Consider the following 17,493-nt stretch of genomic DNA (forward strand, 5'->3'; position numbering starts at 1 on the left):
GTGTGACGACCGCGACCGACGACCGGGCGGCGGGTCCGGGCGCGGCGCTATATACGGCGGGTATACATCGTGCGTATAGTCGTCGGCATGTCCGTCGGCCACACCCTGCTCGGGTTGCTCCAGTCCGGTCCCTGTCACGGTTACGACCTCAAGCGCTCGTACGACGAGCGCTTCGGGCACGGCCGGCCCCTCGCGTACGGGCAGGTGTACTCCACGCTCGCGCGCCTGCTGAAGCACGGCCTCGTGGAGGTCGAGCCCGAGCCGGGGGAAGGGCCGGACCGCAAGCGGTACGCGATCACCGACGCGGGCGTCAGCGACGTGGGGGCGTGGCTCGCGGAGCCGGAGAAGCCGGAGCCGTACCTGCAGAGCACCCTGTACACGAAGGTGGTCCTCGCCCTCCTGACCGGACGCGACGCGACGGAGGTGCTCGACACCCAGCGCGCCGAGCACCTGCGGCTCATGCGCGAGCTCACGCGCCGCAAGACCGACGGCGACCTCGCCGACCAGCTGGTCTGCGACCACGCCCTGTTCCACCTCGAGGCCGACCTGCGGTGGCTCGAGCTCACCGCGGCCCGGCTCGACCAGCTCGCCGGCACCGTCCGGCCGAGGCGGACCCCGTGACCGCCGACCGCGCCCCGCTCCTGGTCGCCGAGGAGCTGCGCCTGGCCTACGGGCCCACCGAGGCGCTGTCCTCGGCCTCCGTCCGCCTCCACGCGGGAGAGGTCCTCGCGCTGATGGGGCCGTCGGGGTCGGGCAAGTCGACGCTGCTGCACTGCCTCGCCGGCATCCTGCGGCCGGACTCTGGCCGGGTGTCCTACGACGGCCGCGACCTGGCCGCGATGTCCGACGCGGAGCGCAGCGCCCTGCGCCGCTCGGAGTTCGGGTTCGTGTTCCAGTTCGGCCAGCTCGTGCCCGAGCTCAGCTGCCTGGAGAACGTCGCCCTGCCTCTGCGCCTCGCCGGTGCGAGCCGCCGCGACGCGCACCGGACCGCCCTGGAGTGGCTGGTCCGCCTGGAGGTCGCCGACGTCGCCGCCAAGCGACCGGGGCAGGCGTCCGGCGGCCAGGGCCAGCGGGTCGCCGTGGCGCGCGCGCTCGTCACCCGGCCCCGCGTGGTCTTCGCCGACGAGCCGACGGGCGCGCTCGACTCGCTCAACGGCGAACGCGTCATGCAGCTCCTCGTCGCGGCGGCCCGGGACACGGGCGCCGCCGTCGTCCTGGTCACGCACGAGGCGCGGGTCGCGGCGTACTCCGACCGCGAGGCCGTCGTCCGCGACGGACGAGTGCGCGAGCAGGAGTACGCGCGGTGACGACGACGGCGCCGCCGCCGACCACGACGGGGTCGCGTCCCGCGAGGCGCCGGCCCGCCCCGGTCCGGTGGGCGCAGGAGCTCGGCCTCGGGCTGCGGCTGAGCACGGGCGGCGACCGCTCGGGCTGGGCACGCCTCGCGCTCATCGCGGGCGGCATCGGCCTGGGGGTGCTGGCGCTGCTCCTGGCTGCGTCGGTGCCGTCCGTCCTGGCGGCGAGGGACGCGCGCTTCGACGCCCGAGCCATCGACTGGACCGGCGACCAGGGCCCGGCACGGGACGACACGCTCCTCGTGGCAGCGGCGTTCTCCGACTTCCGCGACGACATGATCATGGTCGTCCTGGTGCAGGCGGAGGGCCCGGCGGCGCCGGCGCCGCCGGGCGTGGAGCGGCTGCCCGGGCCGGGCGAGATCGTGGTCTCGCCCGCGCTCGCGCGCCTGCTCGGGTCGCCGGACGGTGCGCTGCTCGAGGGCCGCTGGGGCGAGGAGGTCGTGGGCACCATCGGGCCCGCGGGGCTCGCGGGCCCGGACGAGTACCTCGCCTACGCCGGGACGGACGTCCTCGAGCCCGCCCTGAGCTCACGCATCGACACCTGGGGGAGCACCTCCCGCGGCGCCGGCACCCGCGACGTCCTGCTCGTGCTGCTGGGCGCGGTCCTGCTCGCCGTCCTGCTCGTCCCGGTCCTGATCTTCGTGGCGACCGCCGTCCGGTTCGGCGGCGAGGCCCGCGACCGCAGGCTCGCGGCGCTGCGGCTCGTCGGCGCGGACGCCGCCATGACGCGCCGAGTCGCCGCCGGCGAGACGCTGGGCGGCGCGCTCGCCGGCCTGGTGGTCGGCGGCGCCCTGTACGCCCTCGTGCGCGGCGCCGTGCCGGGCCTCGTGCCGCGCTCCCTCGGCTTCTTCCCCGGTGACCTGCGGCCGGACGTCGGCCTGGCGACGCTCGTCGTCGTGCTCGTCCCGGTCCTCGCCGTCGTGGCCACCCAGGCGGCGCTCCGGCGGGTCGTGGTCGAGCCGCTCGGCGTCGTGCGCCACGCCGCCGAGCGGCGGCGCCGCCTGTGGTGGCGGCCCGTGCTGCCGCTGGTGGGCCTGGTGCTGCTGCAGCCCCTGAGGTCCGGCCCTCCCGTCACGTCCGCAGCCCAGGTCTCGGTCGCCGCCGGCCTCGTCGTGCTGCTGCTCGGCGTGGCCTTCCTGCTGCCGTGGCTGGTCGAGGCGACCGTGCGCCGGTCGGGCGCCGGTCCCGTCGCCTGGGAGCTCGCGATGCGGCGCCTCCAGCTCGAGAGCGGCACGGCCGTGCGCGCCGTCTCGGGCGTCGTCGTCGCGGTCACCGGGCTCATCGCGCTGCAGGGCATGACCGCCGCGATCGAGCACGAGTACGCGGCGGACACCGCTCGGGTCGACAGGCACTTCGACGCCCGGGTCACCGACTACCTCGTGGCCGGCGAGGACGACCCGGCCGCGCGGTGGCGGGACGTCCTCGCCGGCTCGCCGGGCGTGGCGGAGGTCGACGTCGTGAGCACCGTGGCGGTGGTGGCCGGCGGGTCGGCCGGCACCGCGCACGTGGGCTCCTGCGCGACGCTCGCCGTGCAGGCGTCGCTCGGCTCCTGCCGCGACGGCGACGTCTTCGTCGTCCCGGCCGCCGGTGGCGCGCGGCCCGCGGCGGGCGCGACCCTCGTCGCCGAGGACGCGCCGGGTGCGACGTGGACCGTGCCCGACGGCGTGCAGGTCGTCGAGCCCTCGGAGGAGCTTCGAGCGTTCGGGCCCCTGCCCCAGTTCGAGCTGTTCGTGACCCCCGCCGCTGCGGCCGGGTTCGCTCCGCCGCCCAGCTGGGTGACCGCGCTGGTCGTCCTGGACCCGACCGACGCCGACGCGCTCGAGCGCTTGCGGACGACCGTGGGCCGGGCCGATGTCCGTACCGACCTGGCCTCGTTCGAGCCGGAGGACGTCACCCCGACGCTCCGGGCCGTCCGCGAGGTGCTCCTGGTGGGGACGGTCGGCCTGCTGGTCGTCATCGGCGCGAGCATGCTGGTGAACGTCGTGGAGCAGCTCCGCGAGCGCCGACACCTGCTCGCGGCCCTCTCGGCGCTCGGCACGCGGCGGCGGACGCTCGGCGCCTCCGTCATGCTCCAGGTCGCCGTGCCCATGGTGCTGGGTCTCGTCCTCGCCGCGGCGACCGGCACCGCCCTCGCCACGGCGCTCCAGGCGAGCGCCGAGGCGCCGCTGGTCGTCGACTGGCGCGGGATCGGGCTCACGACGGGCGTCGCGGCGCTCGTCGTGGTCGCCACCACGGCGGCGAGCCTGCCGCTGCTGTGGCGGCTCACGTCCCCGGGTGGCCTGCGGCGGGAGTGATGTGAGCGGCAGGTGGCGCCGCCTCCGCCCTGGGGACGATGGCCACGCTCTCACCCCGCCCCTACGATCGGCCGGGGCCGGGGGAGGTGGGCGTGGTGCAGGAGCCGCGGGCGAGCGCACGCGCGAGGCCGGCGCGCCCGCGGGTGCCCTGGGGCTGGCTCGCCGCCACGGTCCTGCGTCGCGCCCGCGCCCAGTGGCGCGTGCTCGCGGTGGTCGGGCTGGTGGCGCTGCTCGTGACGACGTCGCTCGGCACCCTGACGCTGCTCGTCACCCGGTCGGAGGGCGAGGCGGTGCGGGCGGCGCTCGCGACGACGCCGGCCTCGGAGCTCGAGGTGCGCGTCGTCGCCCAGGACGTCGAGGGCGGCACGGCGGCGGCGCAGGAGCGCGCGGCGCTCGCGGTCTCCGCCGCGATCGGCGTGCCGGTGACGGCGCGGGCGCTCGACGCCGAGTCCGGGCTCGCCGAGGTCCCGCGGGAGGGCAGGCGGTCCGCGCTCACGTGGGTCGCCGTGCGCCAGGGCGTCGAGGACCACGCCGTCCTGGTCGACGGCCGCTGGCCGGACCCGGCGGCCACGGGCGCAGTCCTGGAGGTGGCGGTGCCCGAGGCCGGTGCCGCCGCCCTCGGCGTCGTCACGGGGGACACCATCCCGCTCGTCGACCCGCGGGAGGGGGAGCCGGCCGTCGGGGCCCTCGTGGTCGGCCTCTTCCGTGCCGGTGACCTCGACGACCCGTGGTGGCAGCAGGACCGCCTGCGCGGCGTGGGGCACGACCCCGTCTTCCCGGTGCCCTTCGCGGGAGGCACGGTCGTGACGGACGGCGTCGGGCCCCTGGTCGTCGCCCAGGCCGGGTTCGACGCGTCGCCCCTGACCGTCGCGGAGCTGACCGTGCACTACACGCCCGACGTCGACGGGGTCGGGCCGGGTGACCTCGCGCGGCTCGGCGTCGACCGCGAGACCGCACGCGACGGGGTGGCCGACGCGCTCCGGGGCACGGTCTCGGGGGTCAGGTACTCCAGCGACCTGGAGACCGTCGCGGGCAGGGCGGCCGGGGCGCTCGTCGTGACCCGCAGCGGGGTCGTCGTCGTGGCGCTGCTGCTGGTCGTGGTGGCCGTGGCGACGCTGACGCAGAGCGCCCGTCTGCTCGCCGAGGACCGCAGGACCGAGCACGAGCTCATGCGGGCCCGGGGCTCCTCGCGGGCCCAGCTCGTCGCCGCGGGCGCGCTCGAGTCGTTCGCGCTGGGGGGCGGCGCGGCGGTCGCGGGCACGCTGCTCGCGACGCGGGTCCACGCGGCGCTCGTGCAGGGCACCACGCTGGCAGGCACGGCCGGGGCCGACGTCGGCCTCCTGCCGTGGCTCGTGGCGGCGGGCGCGGCGCTGCTCGTCACCGCGGTCGGTGTGACGCCGCTGCTCGGCCCCGGCGACACGTTCGTCGAGAGCGAGCAGGCCAGGGCCCGGCCGGAGCGGCAGGCGGCGCTCGCCCGCGCCGGTCTCGACGTCGTGCTCGTGGTGCTGGGCGGCGTGGCGCTGTGGCAGCTGCAGACCTACGGCAGCCCGGTGCGCCGCTCCGACGGCGGGGTCGCGATCGACCCCGTCCTGGTCGTGGGGCCGGCCGTGGTGCTCACGGCCGCGACGCTGCTCGCGCTGCGCCTGCTGCCCGCCGCCTCGGCGCTCCTGGAGCGACTGGCCGCGCGGGGCCGCGGCATCGTGCCGCAGCTGGCGGGGTGGGAGATCGGCCGGCGCTCGGGACGCGCCGCCACGGCCGTCCTCCTGGTGGCCGTGACGGTCGCCGTCGCCACGTTCACGCGCTCGTACCTCAGCACCTGGTCCACGTCGCAGGCGGAGCAGGCCGCCTTCTCCGTCGGGGCACCCGTCGTGGTGGAGTCGGCGGCCTCCCAGACGCCGGCGGTGCTCGCGGAGGGGGCGCGGGCGGTGGGTGGCGGCGAGCCCCAGCCGGCGCTGGTCGCGAGCGCCCGGCTCCGGCAGCCGACCCAGGCCGGGACGGGCGCGCGGACGGGGCACCCGGTCGCGGTGCTCGCCGCGACGGCGTCCGCCCGCCAGCACCTCGCCGAGGGCCGCGTCGGCCGTGAGGGCGGCGCCGCCGTCGCGGCGCTGCCGGGCGCGGCGCCGTCCGGCGAGGGGATCGTCCTGCCGGACGACGCCGTCGGCCTCGCGGGCACGATCGACCTCAGCGCGGGAGACCCGCCGCCCGGGGTGGTGCTCGCCTCGCGGCTGCTGCTCGAGGACGCGGCCGGGCTCGTCAGCGCCGTGCGCCTCCCGTTGGCCTTCTCCGGCGAGGCGGCGGGCTTCGCGGTGCTGCTCGACGGCGTCCGCGCCCCCGCCGCGACGATCGCGGCGACGGCCACCGAGGCGGACTGGCAGGGCGGTGCCCACCGGACGCCGCTGCGCGTCGTCGGCCTGGAGGTCCAGCTCGTGGTCGGCGCCCCGGAGCTGCTGGCCTCGTCCGGCGGCTATCGGACGACCGTGGAGGTGCGGGACCTCGCAGCCGTCGTCGCGGGCGTCGGGCCGGTCTCGGCGACCGAGCCGGGCCCCGCCGCGAATCCGCTCCCGTGGCCCTCGGCGCACGCGGTGCCCCTCGCCGGGCTCGCCGCGCCGCTCCCCGCCGAGCCGGGGCCCACGAGCGCCGTGGTCGAGGAGCTCCCGGCGCCGGCCGCCGGGACGCGCGCCTGGCCGGGCGTCGTCGTCGCGGGGGACCTGCGCGACCTGCGGCAGACCGGGGCCCGGGCGGCGGCGACCACCTGGCCGGAGGCGGCCGCGCGCCCCGGGGCCGTCGTCGTCCCCGCGGTGATCAGCGAGAGCGCGGCCGCGCGCTGGGGCAGCGGGCCGGGTGGCCGCCTCGTCCTGGGTGTCGGCGACGTGTCCGTCGACCTGGTGGTGACCGACGTCGTGCCGCGCGTGCCGACGTCGCGGTCCGGCGACCAGGTGGCGGTGGACCACACGTCCCTGGTACGCCGTCTCGCGGTGCTGGGGCGCGAGGACCTGGACCCGACGCACTGGTGGGTGGACGTCCCGGCCGCGCAGGTGGACCACTACCTCGCCGGCCTGCCCGACGACGCGGCCGGCGTCCCGCTCGGCGAGAGCGGGCGGAGCGTCGCAGGGCTGACGCGCGACCTGCGGGAGGGACCGCTGCACGTCACGCTGCCCCTCGCGCTGCGGCTCGTCACGCTCGCGGCGGCCCTGGTGGCCCTCCTCGGCTACGCGGTGCACACGACGATGACGCTCCGCTCGCGCGACGTCGAGCTGGCCCAGCTGCGCGCGGTCGGGCTGCAGCGCTCGCGCCTGGTCGGCGTCGTGACCGTGGAGGCGCTGGTGGTGTGCGGCCTCGGCGGGGTGGTGGGCGTCGCGGTCGGGCTCCTCGTCGCCCGCGTGGTCGGACCGCTGGTCGCCGTCGCGCCCGACGGGAGCGCGCCGGTGCCGTCCGTGGTCGTCGACGTGCCGTGGGGGGACGTCGGGCTCGTGCTCGCCCTCGTGGCGGCGGCCGCCGCGGTGACGGCCGTGGGTGCGGCGACCCGGCAGCGGACCGCCGACCCGGGCGCCATCCTGCGATCGGCGTCGCGGTGATCGGGCGCCGTCGGCCGCGCCGGCCGGTCCTCACCTCGACGCCCGGGAGGGCGGGCGAGGCGTCGCGCCACCGCCCGCGCTCGCCGCGCCGCCTGACGGCGCTGCTGGGCGGGGGACCGCGCCTGGTGGCGCTGCGGTGCCGCGCCGACGCAGGGCTGCTCGCCGTCTGCTGGCTGCTGGTGGCGCTGGCCGCGCTGCTCGCCGTCCTGGCGCCGCGCGGGGTGCTCCGGGCGCTGGACGACGGCGCGCGCGCCGCGGTCCGGGACGCCGGCGCCTCGGCGGACCTCGTCCTCGAGTCCGCGCCGGCCTACTACGGGCCCTACAGCATCGGGGCCGTCCAGGACTTCGTCGACGACACGGAGTTCCTCGAGCGGCGGCTCGTCGCGCCGCTCGCCGCCACGACCGGTCCCGGGGTCGCGCACCTCGTCGTGGAGCCCGTGGACGTGCTGCTGCGGGACCCGGGCGTCGGCAGCGCGGTCGGCGAGGATGCGGTCGGGGACGACGCGGTCGAGGGCGACGTGGTCGAGGCGGGCGGCCTGGCCGAGGACGCCGTGTTCCGGACGCGCCTGACCATGCTGCCCACGGCGACCCTGGCCGCGCTGCGGGTGGTGCAGGGGGAACCCGTGACGGACGCGCTGCCCCCGGAGGGCGAGCCGCGCCCCGTCGCGCTGCCGGTGGCGTGGGCGCAGGCGTCTGACGTCGCGGTCGGGGACGTGCTCTGGCTGCGTCACTTCTCCGACCTCGGCGTGACCGCCACGACCGTCGAGGTCACCACCCTGGTCGAGCCCGCGGACCCGTCGGCCGCGGTGTGGCAGGCCCTGGGCTGGGTGTGGGAGGAGCCGTCCGCGAGCGCCGACGCGCCGCTGCTCGCCGGCCCGGCAGTCGTGACCCAGGCCGCGTCGGCCCTCGGGGCGGAGGCCATGGGGACCGTCGTGCTCCCGACGGACGCGGACGCCTACACCGCCGCCGTGGCCGCCGACGTCGCCCTCCAGCTCGACCGCATCACCCGGAGCGACGTGCCCTTCCCCGGGACGATGACCAACCTGGTCCTCGCGCGGTCGGCGCTGGACGAGACCCTGGACGCCTACCACGACCAGGCCCGCGCGGCCCGTGCGCAGATGGACCTGGCCGTCGCCGGGGCGGTCGGGGTGGCCGTGCTCGTCCTCGTGCTCGCCGCGCGGCTCCTGGTGGCCCGGCGCGCCGCCGCCACGGCGCTCGAACGGGCACGCGGCGCGTCCGTCGCGAGCGTCGCGCTGCGCGCTGCCGCCGAGTCGGTCCCGCTGACGCTGGCCGCCGTCGTCCCGGTGCTCGTGCTGGGTCACCTGCTCGGCGGCGTCCCGCCGGGTGCCGCGGCGCCGGTGCTCGCCGTGGTCGCCGTCGCAGTCCTGGCGGCTCCCGCGCAGACGGCCGTGCTGGCGCGCCGGCAGTGGGGGGCGACGCGCGTGCCGGCCAACCCGCGCGACCGCGTGCGGCTCGCGCGGCGCCGCGCGGTCCGGCGCGCCGTGCTCGAGGGCGGCCTGCTCGTCCTGGCGGCGGCGGCCGTCACGGCCCTGCGCGACCGCGGGCTGCTCCAGACGAGGACCGCCGGGACCGACCCGTTCCTGGCCGCCGCGCCCCTCCTGCTGGTGGCCGCGGTGACGCTCGTCGTCGTCCGCCTGCACCCCGGCCCCGTGCGGGCGGCCGCGGCGCTCGCGCGCCGGACCCGCGGCCCGCTCGGGGTGGTCGGGGCAAGCCGCGCGCAGCGCGCCGTCGCCGCGCTGCCCGTGCTGACCCTCGCCCTGGGCACGGGCGTGGCCGTGTCGAGCATGCTGCTGCTGAGCACCGTCGCCGAGGGCCAGGTGGACGCCTCGTGGTCCCGGGTCGGCGCGGACGCCCGTGTCGACGTCACGCGGATGCGGGGGACCGACGGTGAGGCGCTGGCGCGTGACCTGGCCGACGAGCCCGGCGTGACGGCGGTGTCGGCGGCGGCCGTGACGGCGGGGACCGCGCTGGACCTCGGGCCGCGGAACGTCAACGTGTCGGTGCTGGCGGTCGACGGGGCGTTCGCCGACCTGGTCCGGGGCGTGCCGGGCGCCGGCACCGACGTCGCCGCCCTCGCCGGCCTGGCGGGAACCGCGGCGGGTGACGCGGTGCCTGCGGTGGTGGACGCGGCGCTGGCGCGCGACCTGGGCGACGCCGTCGAGGACCCCCTCACGGTGACGTTCCGCGGGACGCGCCTGACCGTGCGCGTGGTGGGCACCACGGACGTCGCCCCGGACGGCCAGCTCCCGGGGCCGTTCCTCTACCTGTCGCCCGAGCACGTCGTCCCGCTCATGGACGAGCCCCTCGCGCGTGACGTCGTGTGGGTGTCCGGCCCGGGGGCGTCCGACGCCGTCGCGGGGCTGCCGGCCGACGCGGTGACGACCCGCGTCGGGTGGCTCGCCGAGCGCCGCGGCCCCGGGCTGGTGGGCGGCGTCCAGGGCCTCATGGCGCTCACACTGTCGATGACCGGCGTGCTGGCCGCGGCGGCGCTCGTCCTCACGGTCGTGTCGGGGGCCCGCGAGCGCGGCCGGACGCTGGCCCTGCTGCGCACGCTCGGCATGCGCCCGGGAGCGGGGTGGTGGCTCGCGCTCGCGGAGGTCGGCCCGGCGGTGCTGGCGGCCGTCCTGGCCGGCGCCGCGTCGGGCGTGCTGGTCGTGCTCGCGCTGGGCCCCGCGCTCGGGCTCGAGGTCATGACCGGGGGCGTCGGCATGCCCGACCTGGTCGTCGACCCGGGCGCGGTGGTGGGGCTGCTCGCCGCCGTCGCAGCGCTCGCCGGCCTGGCCGTGGTCGTCGAGGTCCTGGTGCACCGGCGCGACGGCCTGCACGAGGTGCTGCGCGTCGGGGGCGACTGACGGACGCGCGCGGTCAGGCGGCAGGGGCGCGCGGGACGAACGGGCGCACCTCCTCGTCGCGCCCGTCGACCACCAGGCAGGTCGCCTCGGGCACCTCGAGCCAGGCGCCGCGCAGGTCGCCCAGCGGTTCGGAGACGACGAGCCGGGCGTCGTCGGGCACCCCCCGCAGCGCGCGGCTGTGCGGGTAGTGCTGCCGGAGCGCGGAGATGTCGGCGTTGCGGAACAGCGTGCGCGACCGGCCCTCCGAGGAGTAGCGCACCGCCCACATCCGTCGGCCGTCCGTCGCGGCGAGGGTCCCCTGGAACGGGAACTCCACGCCGTGTCGCCGGCCGGTCTCCTCGACCAGGCCGACGGCGGCCGCCATCGCCGCGGGCGGGTCGTCGGCCAGGCCGTACGTCAGCGCGAGGTGGAAGACCGTCTCGGAGTCGGTGGTGCCCTCGATGAGGGGGAACAGGCTCGGGTCGACGGCGAGCTGCAGGTCGCGCCGGAGCTCGGGGAACCGGTCGACGCTGCCGTTGTGCATGAAGAGCCAGTCGTCGTGCCGGAACGGGTGGCAGTTGGTCTGCTGCACGGCGCTGCCGCTCGTGGCACGCACGTGCGCGAAGACGTGCCCGGAGCGGACGTGCCGCGCGAGCTCACGCAGGTTGCGGTCGCTCCAGGCGGGGTCGGTGGACCGGAACAGCCCGGGCTCGGGGGTGTGGCCGTCGTACCAGCCGACCCCGAAGCCGTCACCGTTCGTCGCCTCCGCGCCCAGGTGGCTGTGCTGGCTCTGCAGCACGAGCGAGTTCGCCTGCTTGTACAACAGGTCCTCGAGCGCCACGGGCGCCCCCGAGTACGCCAGCCATCGGCACATGTCGCCCCCTCGCGCGGGCCGCCGGTGGCGGTCCTTCGCCCACCCTGCGCCGGGCGCGCGCCCCGCGCCAGGGGAGACGCCGCGCTCAGTCCGGCGTGATCTCCGTGACGGCGCCGCCCTCCACGTGCAGGCGGCGGGTCAGACGCACGGTCTCGAGCATCCGCCGGTCGTGGGTCACGAGCAGGATCGTGCCGTCGAACGCGTCGAGCGCCGCCTCGAGCTGCTCGATCGCGGGCAGGTCGAGGTGGTTCGTCGGCTCGTCGAGCACGAGCAGGTTGACGCCCCGGGCCTGCAGCAGCGCGAGCGCCGCCCGCGTGCGCTCGCCGGGGGACTGGGACGCCGCCGGGCGGTGGATGTGGTGCCCGCCGAGGCCGAACTTCGCCAGCAGCGTGCGCACGTCGGCGGTCGTCCACTCGGGGACCTCGCGCGCGAACGCGGTGACGAGCGGCTCGTCGCCCTCGAAGGCGCGCCGCGCCTGGTCGACCTCGCCCACGAGCACGCCTGAGCCCAGGTCGACGGCGCCCGACGTCGGCTCGAGCCGGCCGAGCAGGAGCGCGAGCAGCGTCGACTTGCCCGCGCCGTTCGGCCCCGTCACCGCGACCCGGTCCTGCCAGTCGACCTGGAGGTCGACGGGTCCCAGCGTGAAGTCGCCGCGCCGCACCGTGGCCGCGCGGGCGACGGCGACCACGGCGCCGGAGCGCGGGCCGCTCGCGATGCTCAGCTGCAGCTGCCACTCCTTGCGGGGCTCCTCGACCGTCTCGAGCCGCTCGATCAGCCGCTCGGTCTGCCGGGCCTTGGCCGCCTGCTTCTCCGAGGTCTGGCCCCGGAAGCTCTTGATGTACTTGTCGTTGTCGGACGCCTTGCGCCGGGCGTTGCGCACCCCCTTCTCCATCCACGCCCGCTGCGTGCGGGCGCGAGCCTGGAGCGCGTCCAGGCGTGACGCGTAGCCCTCGTACGCCTCGCGCGCGCGGCGCCGCGCGACCGAGCGCTCCTCGAGGTAGGCGTCATAGCTGCCGCCGTAGAGCTGCACCCGCTGCAGGCTGCGGTCGATCTCCACGACGGCGGTCACGGTGCGGCTGAGGAACTCGCGGTCGTGGCTCACCACGACGATCGGCGCCTCGGAGCGGTGCACGAAGTCCTCGAGGAGGTCGAGCCCCGCCGCGTCGAGGTCGTTCGTCGGCTCGTCCAGCAGGTACAGGTCGTAGCGCGAGAGCAGCAGCGCGGCGAGGCCGACGCGTGCGGCCTGCCCGCCGGACAGCGCCGTCATGGGGTGGTCGAGGTCGACGTCGAGCCCGATCTCGTCGGTGACGCTCGCGCAGCGGGAGTCGAGGTCGGCGCCGCCCAGGCGCAGCCACGCGTCCAGCGCGTCGGAGTACGCGTCCCCGGCGGCGCCGGACGCGTCGACGGCGAGCGCGTCGGCCGCCGCGTCCATGGCCGCCTGCGCCGCCGCGACCCCGGTGCGGCGCTCGAGGTGCTGCCGGACCGTCTCGCCCGGTACCCGCTCGCCCTCCTGGGCGAGGAACCCGAGCTGCGCGTCGGGCGGTGAGACCGCGACGCTGCCCTCGTCCGGCACGCGCGTGCCCCGCAGGATCGCCAGGAGCGTGGACTTGCCGGCCCCGTTGGGCCCGACGAGCCCGACGACGTCGCCGGGCGCGACGACGAGGTCGACCCCCCGGAACAGGAGGCGGTCCCCGAACGCCGCGGCCACGCCGCGGGCCTGCACTGTTGCTGACACGGGCGCCATTGTCCCGTGCCGCGCGCGGGTCCGGCGACGGCGGGCGCGCTCACCCGCCCGCGTAGTGCGTCGCCAGCCGCTCCAGCTGCCCGACGTACCCGCCGCCGAAGAGCACCGCGTGGACGGCGACCGGGAAGAGCTGGTGCAGGCCGAGCAGGTCCCGCCAGCCGGTCGGCAGGGGGTGCTGCTCCTGGTATCCCGCCAGGACGACGTCCAGGTGCGGCAGGCCGAACAGGGCCAGCATCGCGAGGTCGCTCACGCGGTGCCCGCCGTGGGCGGCGGGGTCGATGAGCACGGCCCCCGCGGCGGTCCAGACGACGTTGCCCGACCACAGGTCGCCGTGCACGCGGGCCGGCCCGTCGCCGTCGTCCCATGCGCCGTCGCGCAGGCGGCGTCCGACAACGTCGAGCGCTGCCGCGAGGCCGGGGGACAGGCGCCCGGTCGCCCGCAGCGGCTCGCGCACCGGCTCCAGCCGGAGGTCCGCGAGGGCCGGGCCCCACCGCTCGTACGCCCCGGAACGCAGCGGCAGCGGCGCGTCGAGCGGACCGAAGAAGCCGTCGCCCGTCCACCCGTCGGGCGGGCAGCCGAACGCCGGCGCGCCCCTGTCGTGCAGCCGCGCCAGCCCGCGGCCGAGCTCGCGCGCCGCGTCCGGCGTGGGCGGGGCGGCTTCGAGGTGCTCGAGGAGGAGCGCGTCGTCGCGGACCTCCAGCACGCGCACCACCGGGACCGCGCGGGCCGCCGCGAGCCAGCGCAGGCCGGCCGCCTCGCACGCGAAGAAGCCCGGCGGCGCGTCCGCTCGCGCCTTGCGGTGGACCCTCGCCGTCATGGCCCCAGTCGACCACGACCGGCCCGCAGCGGGCCCAGGGCTGTCGCGTCCGGCTCCCGCGTGCGACGCTCGCAGGAGCCCCGGACGGAGGAGCACGATGAGGATCGGCGTACCGGCAGAGGTCAAGAACCACGAGTACCGCGTCGCGCTCACGCCGGCCGGCGTGCACGCGCTCGAGGGCGACGGGCACGAAGTGCTCGTGCAGCGCGGCGCGGGCCTGGGGTCCGGCATCGCGGACGACGCGTACGTCGCGGCCGGCGCACGCATGGTCCCCGAGGCCGCCGACGCCTGGGCCGCGGAGCTCGTCTGCAAGGTCAAGGAGCCGGTCGAGCAGGAGTACCCGCTGCTGCGCCGCGACCAGGTCCTCTTCACCTACCTGCACCTCGCCGCGAGCCGCGCCTGCACGCTCGCGCTGCTCGAGGCCGGCACCACGGCGATCGCGTACGAGACCGTGCAGCTGGCCGACGGGTCCTTGCCGCTGCTCGCGCCGATGAGCGAGGTCGCCGGGCGCCTCGCCCCGCAGGTCGGCGCGTACCACCTCATGCGCAGCCAGGGCGGTCGCGGCCTGCTGCCGGGCGGCGTCCCCGGGGTCGCGCCGGCCTCGGTCGTCGTCATCGGCGGCGGCGTCGCCGGACGCCACGCGGCCCAGATCGCCGTCGGGCTGCGGGCGGAGGTCACGATCCTCGACGTGAACGTCGCCAAGCTCCGGGCGCTCGACGCGGCGTACGGCGGGCGCGTGCGCACGCTCGCGTCGAGCCCGCTCGCGGTCGAGGAGGCCGTCGTGGCGGCCGACGTCGTCATCGGCGCGGTCCTCGTCCCGGGGCGGCGGGCGCCGACGCTCGTCAGCAACGCGACGGTCGCCCGCATGCGGGAGGGGTCCGTGCTGGTCGACATCGCCGTCGACCAGGGCGGCTGCTTCGAGGACACGCGTCCCACCACGCACGCCGAGCCCACCTTCCGGGTGCACGGGTCCACGTTCTACTGCGTCGCGAACATGCCCGGCGCGGTGCCGGACACGTCCACGCACGCGCTGACCGCCGCCACGCTGCCGTACGTGCGCTCGCTGGCGGCGCTCGGCTGGCGCGAGGCGGTGGCCCGCGACGCGGCGCTGGCGGCCGGCCTGTCCACGCACGACGGCGCGCTCGTGCAGCCCGGGGTCGCCGAGGCGCACGGGCTGCCCGTCACCGCCGCCTGACCGGCCGCGCGCGACCCGGCGCGCCGAGGGGAAAGCGGTGGGTCCGCCGTCGCGCGGTGCCCTACCGTGCGCCGATGGAACCGATCATGCTGCGGGACGAGCACCTGCTGCTCACCCCGCCCACCGACCGCGACGTGGACGACATCACCGCCGCGTGCCAGGACCCCGAGATCGCCGCCTGGGTCACCGTGCCCTCGCCGTACGGGCGGTCCGACGCCGAGTTCTTCGTCGCCCACGTCGTCGGACCGGGGTGGGAGAGCGGCACGGATCTCGTGTGGGCGGTGCGGGACGCCACGGGCACCTCCGACCGCCTGCTCGGCATGATCGGGCTGCACGGCCTCGCCGACGGCTCGGCGGAGATCGGGTTCTGGATCGCGCCGTGGGCGCGCGGCCGCGGAGTCGTGGGCCGGGCCGTCGACCTCGTGCTGGACCACGCGTTCGCCCCCGACGGGCTCGACCTGGTCCGGGTGCTCTGGACCGCCTTCGTCGGCAACTGGCCCTCGCGTCGCATCGCCTGGCGTGCCGGCTTCCGGGTCGAGGGCGCGGTGCGGCTGCACGGCGTGCAGCGCGACGTGCGGCGCGACGCGTGGCTCGCCACCCTGCTGCGCGACGACCCGCGCACGCCGGCCGAGCCGTGGCCCGCGGAGGCGCCCGCCGCGCCGTGAGAGAGGATGGCCGGATGATCGACACGACACCCGCGCTGGACCCCGCCAACCCGTTCGCGCACGACTCGGCGCTGCCGTACGCGCTCCCCGACTTCACCCGGATCCGCGACGAGCACTACCTGCCCGCGTTCGAGGCGGGCATGGCCGCCGAGCGGGCCGAGGTCGAGGCGCTCCTCGCGGACCCCGAACCGCCCACCGAGGAGCTGCTGCTCGGGCTCGAGCGGTCCGGGTCCCTGCTGCACCGGGTCGCCACGGTCTTCTTCAACCGGACGAGCGCCGACACCTCGCCCGCGCTCGACGACCTCGAGGAGCAGGTCGCCCCGCTGCTCTCCGAGCACCACGACGCGATCTACCTCGACCGCCGCCTGTACGAGCGCCTCGAGGCGCTCCAGGCGCGCGTCGACGCCGGCGAGGTGACGCTCGAGCCCGACGCCGCGTGGCTGCTCACCGAGCTGCGGCGCGACGTCGTGCGGGCGGGTGCCGCGCAGCCCGAGGAGGTCCAGCAGCGCCTGCGCGAGCTGAACTCCCGGATCTCGACGCTCGAGACCGCGTTCGGGCGGGAGCTGCTCGCCGAGACCAACGCCAGCGCCGTGCTCGTCGAGGACGCCGAGGACCTCGAGGGCATGCCGCAGGACGCCATCGCCGCCGCGCGCCAGGCCGCCGCCGACCGCGGCCACGAGAGCGGCTACCTCGTCGAGCTCATGCTCTACAGCCAGCAGCCCGTCCTGGCGACGCTGCGCCGGCGCGACGTGCGGCGCCGCATCCACGAGGCGTCGATCGCCCGCGGCGGGCGCGGCGGCGAGCACGACACGCGCGCCGTCCTGCTCGAGCTCGCGCGCCTGCGCGCCGAGCGCGCCCGGCTCCTCGGCTACGAGCACCACGCGGCGTACGTCGCCGAGGACGGCACCGCACGCACGACGTCGGCCGTGTCCTCGATCCTGGGCCGGCTCGCGCCGGCCGCCGCCGCGAACGCGCGCCGCGAGGCCGCCGACCTCGAAGCGGCCCTGCAGGCCGACGAGCCCGGCGCGACCCTCGAGGCGTGGGACTGGCCCTACTACGCCGAGCGCGTCCGCCAGGAGCGGTACGCGCTGGACGACGCCGTCCTGCGCCCCTACCTCGAGCTCGAGCGCGTGGTCCACGACGGGGTCTTCTTCGCCGCCGGCGAGCTCTACGGCCTGCAGTTCGCCGAGCGCACCGACCTCGTCGGCTACCACCCGGACGTGCGCGTCTTCGAGGTGCGCGACGCCGACGGCGCCGAGCTGGGGCTCTTCCTGGCCGACTGGTACACCCGCGAGTCCAAGCGCGGCGGCGCCTGGATGAACAACCTCGTGGACCAGAGCCACCTGCTGGGTCACCGGCCCGTGGTGGTCAACAACCTCAACATCCCCAAGCCGCCCGCGGGCGAGCCGACGCTGCTCACCTGGGACGAGGTCATCACGCTCTTCCACGAGTTCGGGCACGCGCTGCACGGGCTCTTCTCGGACGTGCGGCTGCCGTCGCAGTCGGGCACCGAGGTGCCGCGGGACTTCGTGGAGTACCCGTCGCAGGTCAACGAGATGTGGGCGTGGGAGCCGCGCGTGCTGAGCCGCTACGCGGTGCACCACGTCACGGGGGAGCCGCTGCCGCAGGAGTGGGTCGAGACGATGATCGCCTCGCGGCAGTACAACGAGGGCTTCTCCACGACGGAGTACCTCGCGGCCGCGCTGCTGGACCAGGCGTGGCACACGCTCACCCCCGAGCAGGTGCCGACCGACGTCGACGAGGTCGAGGCGTTCGAGGCGCGCGCGCTGGAGGCCGCCGGGATCGCGGTGCCGGCCGTGCCGCCGCGGTACCGCACGACGTACTTCAACCACGTCTTCGGCGGTGGGTACGCCGCGGCGTACTACTCCTACATCTGGTCCGAGGTGCTGGACGCGGACACGGTGACGTGGTTCGAGGAGAACGGCGGGCTGCGGCGCGAGAACGGCGACCGCTTCCGCCGGGTGCTCCTCTCGCGCGGCGGCTCGCTCGACGTCATGGACACCTTCCGCGAGCTGCGCGGACGCGACCCGGAGATCGCGCCCCTGCTGGCTCGCCGCGGGCTGTCCTGACGGTGCGGGGCGCCGCTGACGCGCGGTGACCT

General features: G+C 77.1%; 11 protein-coding genes. 8 read left to right on the forward strand and 3 right to left on the reverse strand.

The window, feature by feature from the left end; genetic code table 11:
• Positions 1 to 87: 87 nt before the first annotated feature.
• From H2O74_RS07100 to H2O74_RS07120, 5 genes are all read left to right on the forward strand, one after another.
• Entirely contained in the window at positions 88 to 621 is a 534-nt protein-coding gene (locus tag H2O74_RS07100; protein ID WP_182113738.1) for a PadR family transcriptional regulator, read from the forward strand.
• Positions 618 to 1,307: an ABC transporter ATP-binding protein gene (locus H2O74_RS07105; protein ID WP_182113739.1), complete on the forward strand. Its 690-nt coding sequence runs from the start codon at positions 618 to 620 to the stop codon at positions 1,305 to 1,307. Before H2O74_RS07100 ends, H2O74_RS07105 begins: the two co-directional genes overlap by 4 nt.
• Positions 1,304 to 3,649 carry an FtsX-like permease family protein gene (locus H2O74_RS07110; RefSeq protein WP_182113740.1) on the forward strand — a complete coding sequence of 782 codons (2,346 nt, stop codon included), beginning with the start codon at positions 1,304 to 1,306 and terminating at the stop codon, positions 3,647 to 3,649. The genes H2O74_RS07105 and H2O74_RS07110 overlap by 4 nt, the downstream gene beginning before the upstream one ends.
• Before the next feature lie 95 nt (positions 3,650 to 3,744).
• Positions 3,745 to 7,224 (forward strand): FtsX-like permease family protein, encoded by a 3,480-nt coding sequence (locus H2O74_RS07115; protein ID WP_182113741.1) that lies wholly within the window; start codon positions 3,745 to 3,747, stop codon positions 7,222 to 7,224.
• Positions 7,221 to 10,097: an FtsX-like permease family protein gene (locus tag H2O74_RS07120; protein ID WP_182113742.1), complete on the forward strand. Its 2,877-nt coding sequence runs from the start codon at positions 7,221 to 7,223 to the stop codon at positions 10,095 to 10,097. The genes H2O74_RS07115 and H2O74_RS07120 overlap by 4 nt, the downstream gene beginning before the upstream one ends.
• Positions 10,098 to 10,110: 13 nt before the next feature.
• Here H2O74_RS07120 and H2O74_RS07125 read toward each other — a convergent pair whose 3' ends face one another.
• From H2O74_RS07125 to H2O74_RS07135, 3 genes are all read right to left on the reverse strand, one after another.
• Positions 10,111 to 10,950: a class II glutamine amidotransferase gene (locus tag H2O74_RS07125; protein WP_182113743.1), complete on the reverse strand. Its 840-nt coding sequence runs from the start codon at positions 10,948 to 10,950 to the stop codon at positions 10,111 to 10,113.
• Between the two features lie 85 nt (positions 10,951 to 11,035).
• Positions 11,036 to 12,685, reverse strand: a complete 1,650-nt coding sequence (locus H2O74_RS07130) for an ABC-F family ATP-binding cassette domain-containing protein (protein ID WP_182113744.1) — start codon at positions 12,683 to 12,685, stop codon at positions 11,036 to 11,038.
• 49 nt (positions 12,686 to 12,734) lie between these two features.
• Positions 12,735 to 13,664, reverse strand: coding sequence for a fructosamine kinase family protein (locus tag H2O74_RS07135; protein ID WP_255491847.1), 930 nt, complete (start codon positions 13,662 to 13,664; stop codon positions 12,735 to 12,737).
• Here H2O74_RS07135 and ald point away from each other — a divergent pair.
• The 3 genes from ald (at position 13,609) to H2O74_RS07150 (ending at position 17,461) form a co-directional block, all read left to right on the forward strand.
• Entirely contained in the window at positions 13,609 to 14,706 is a 1,098-nt protein-coding gene (ald, locus tag H2O74_RS07140) for an alanine dehydrogenase (RefSeq protein WP_182113746.1), read from the forward strand. The genes H2O74_RS07135 and ald overlap by 56 nt on opposite strands.
• Positions 14,707 to 14,780: 74 nt before the next feature.
• Positions 14,781 to 15,371 (forward strand): GNAT family N-acetyltransferase, encoded by a 591-nt coding sequence (locus tag H2O74_RS07145; protein WP_182113747.1) that lies wholly within the window; start codon positions 14,781 to 14,783, stop codon positions 15,369 to 15,371.
• A gap of 14 nt (positions 15,372 to 15,385) precedes the next feature.
• On the forward strand, positions 15,386 to 17,461 hold the full coding sequence (locus tag H2O74_RS07150; protein ID WP_182113748.1) for a M3 family metallopeptidase: 2,076 nt from the start codon (positions 15,386 to 15,388) through the stop codon (positions 17,459 to 17,461).
• The last annotated feature ends 32 nt before the right edge of the window (positions 17,462 to 17,493 follow it).

The organism is Actinotalea sp. JY-7876 (genome assembly GCF_014042015.1).
Lineage (GTDB): Bacteria > Actinomycetota > Actinomycetes > Actinomycetales > Cellulomonadaceae > Actinotalea.

What these genes read in the sequence shown, in the direction of transcription:
- H2O74_RS07125 (WP_182113743.1), bottom strand. Translation starts at nt 10,950, where the DNA reads ATGTGCCGATGGCTGGCGTACTCGGGGGCGCCCGTGGCGCTCGAGGAC.
- H2O74_RS07145 (WP_182113747.1), top strand. Translation starts at nt 14,781, where the DNA reads ATGGAACCGATCATGCTGCGGGACGAGCACCTGCTGCTCACCCCGCCC.
- H2O74_RS07100 (WP_182113738.1), top strand. Translation starts at nt 88, where the DNA reads ATGTCCGTCGGCCACACCCTGCTCGGGTTGCTCCAGTCCGGTCCCTGT.
- ald (WP_182113746.1), top strand. Translation starts at nt 13,609, where the DNA reads ATGAGGATCGGCGTACCGGCAGAGGTCAAGAACCACGAGTACCGCGTC.
- H2O74_RS07150 (WP_182113748.1), top strand. Translation starts at nt 15,386, where the DNA reads ATGATCGACACGACACCCGCGCTGGACCCCGCCAACCCGTTCGCGCAC.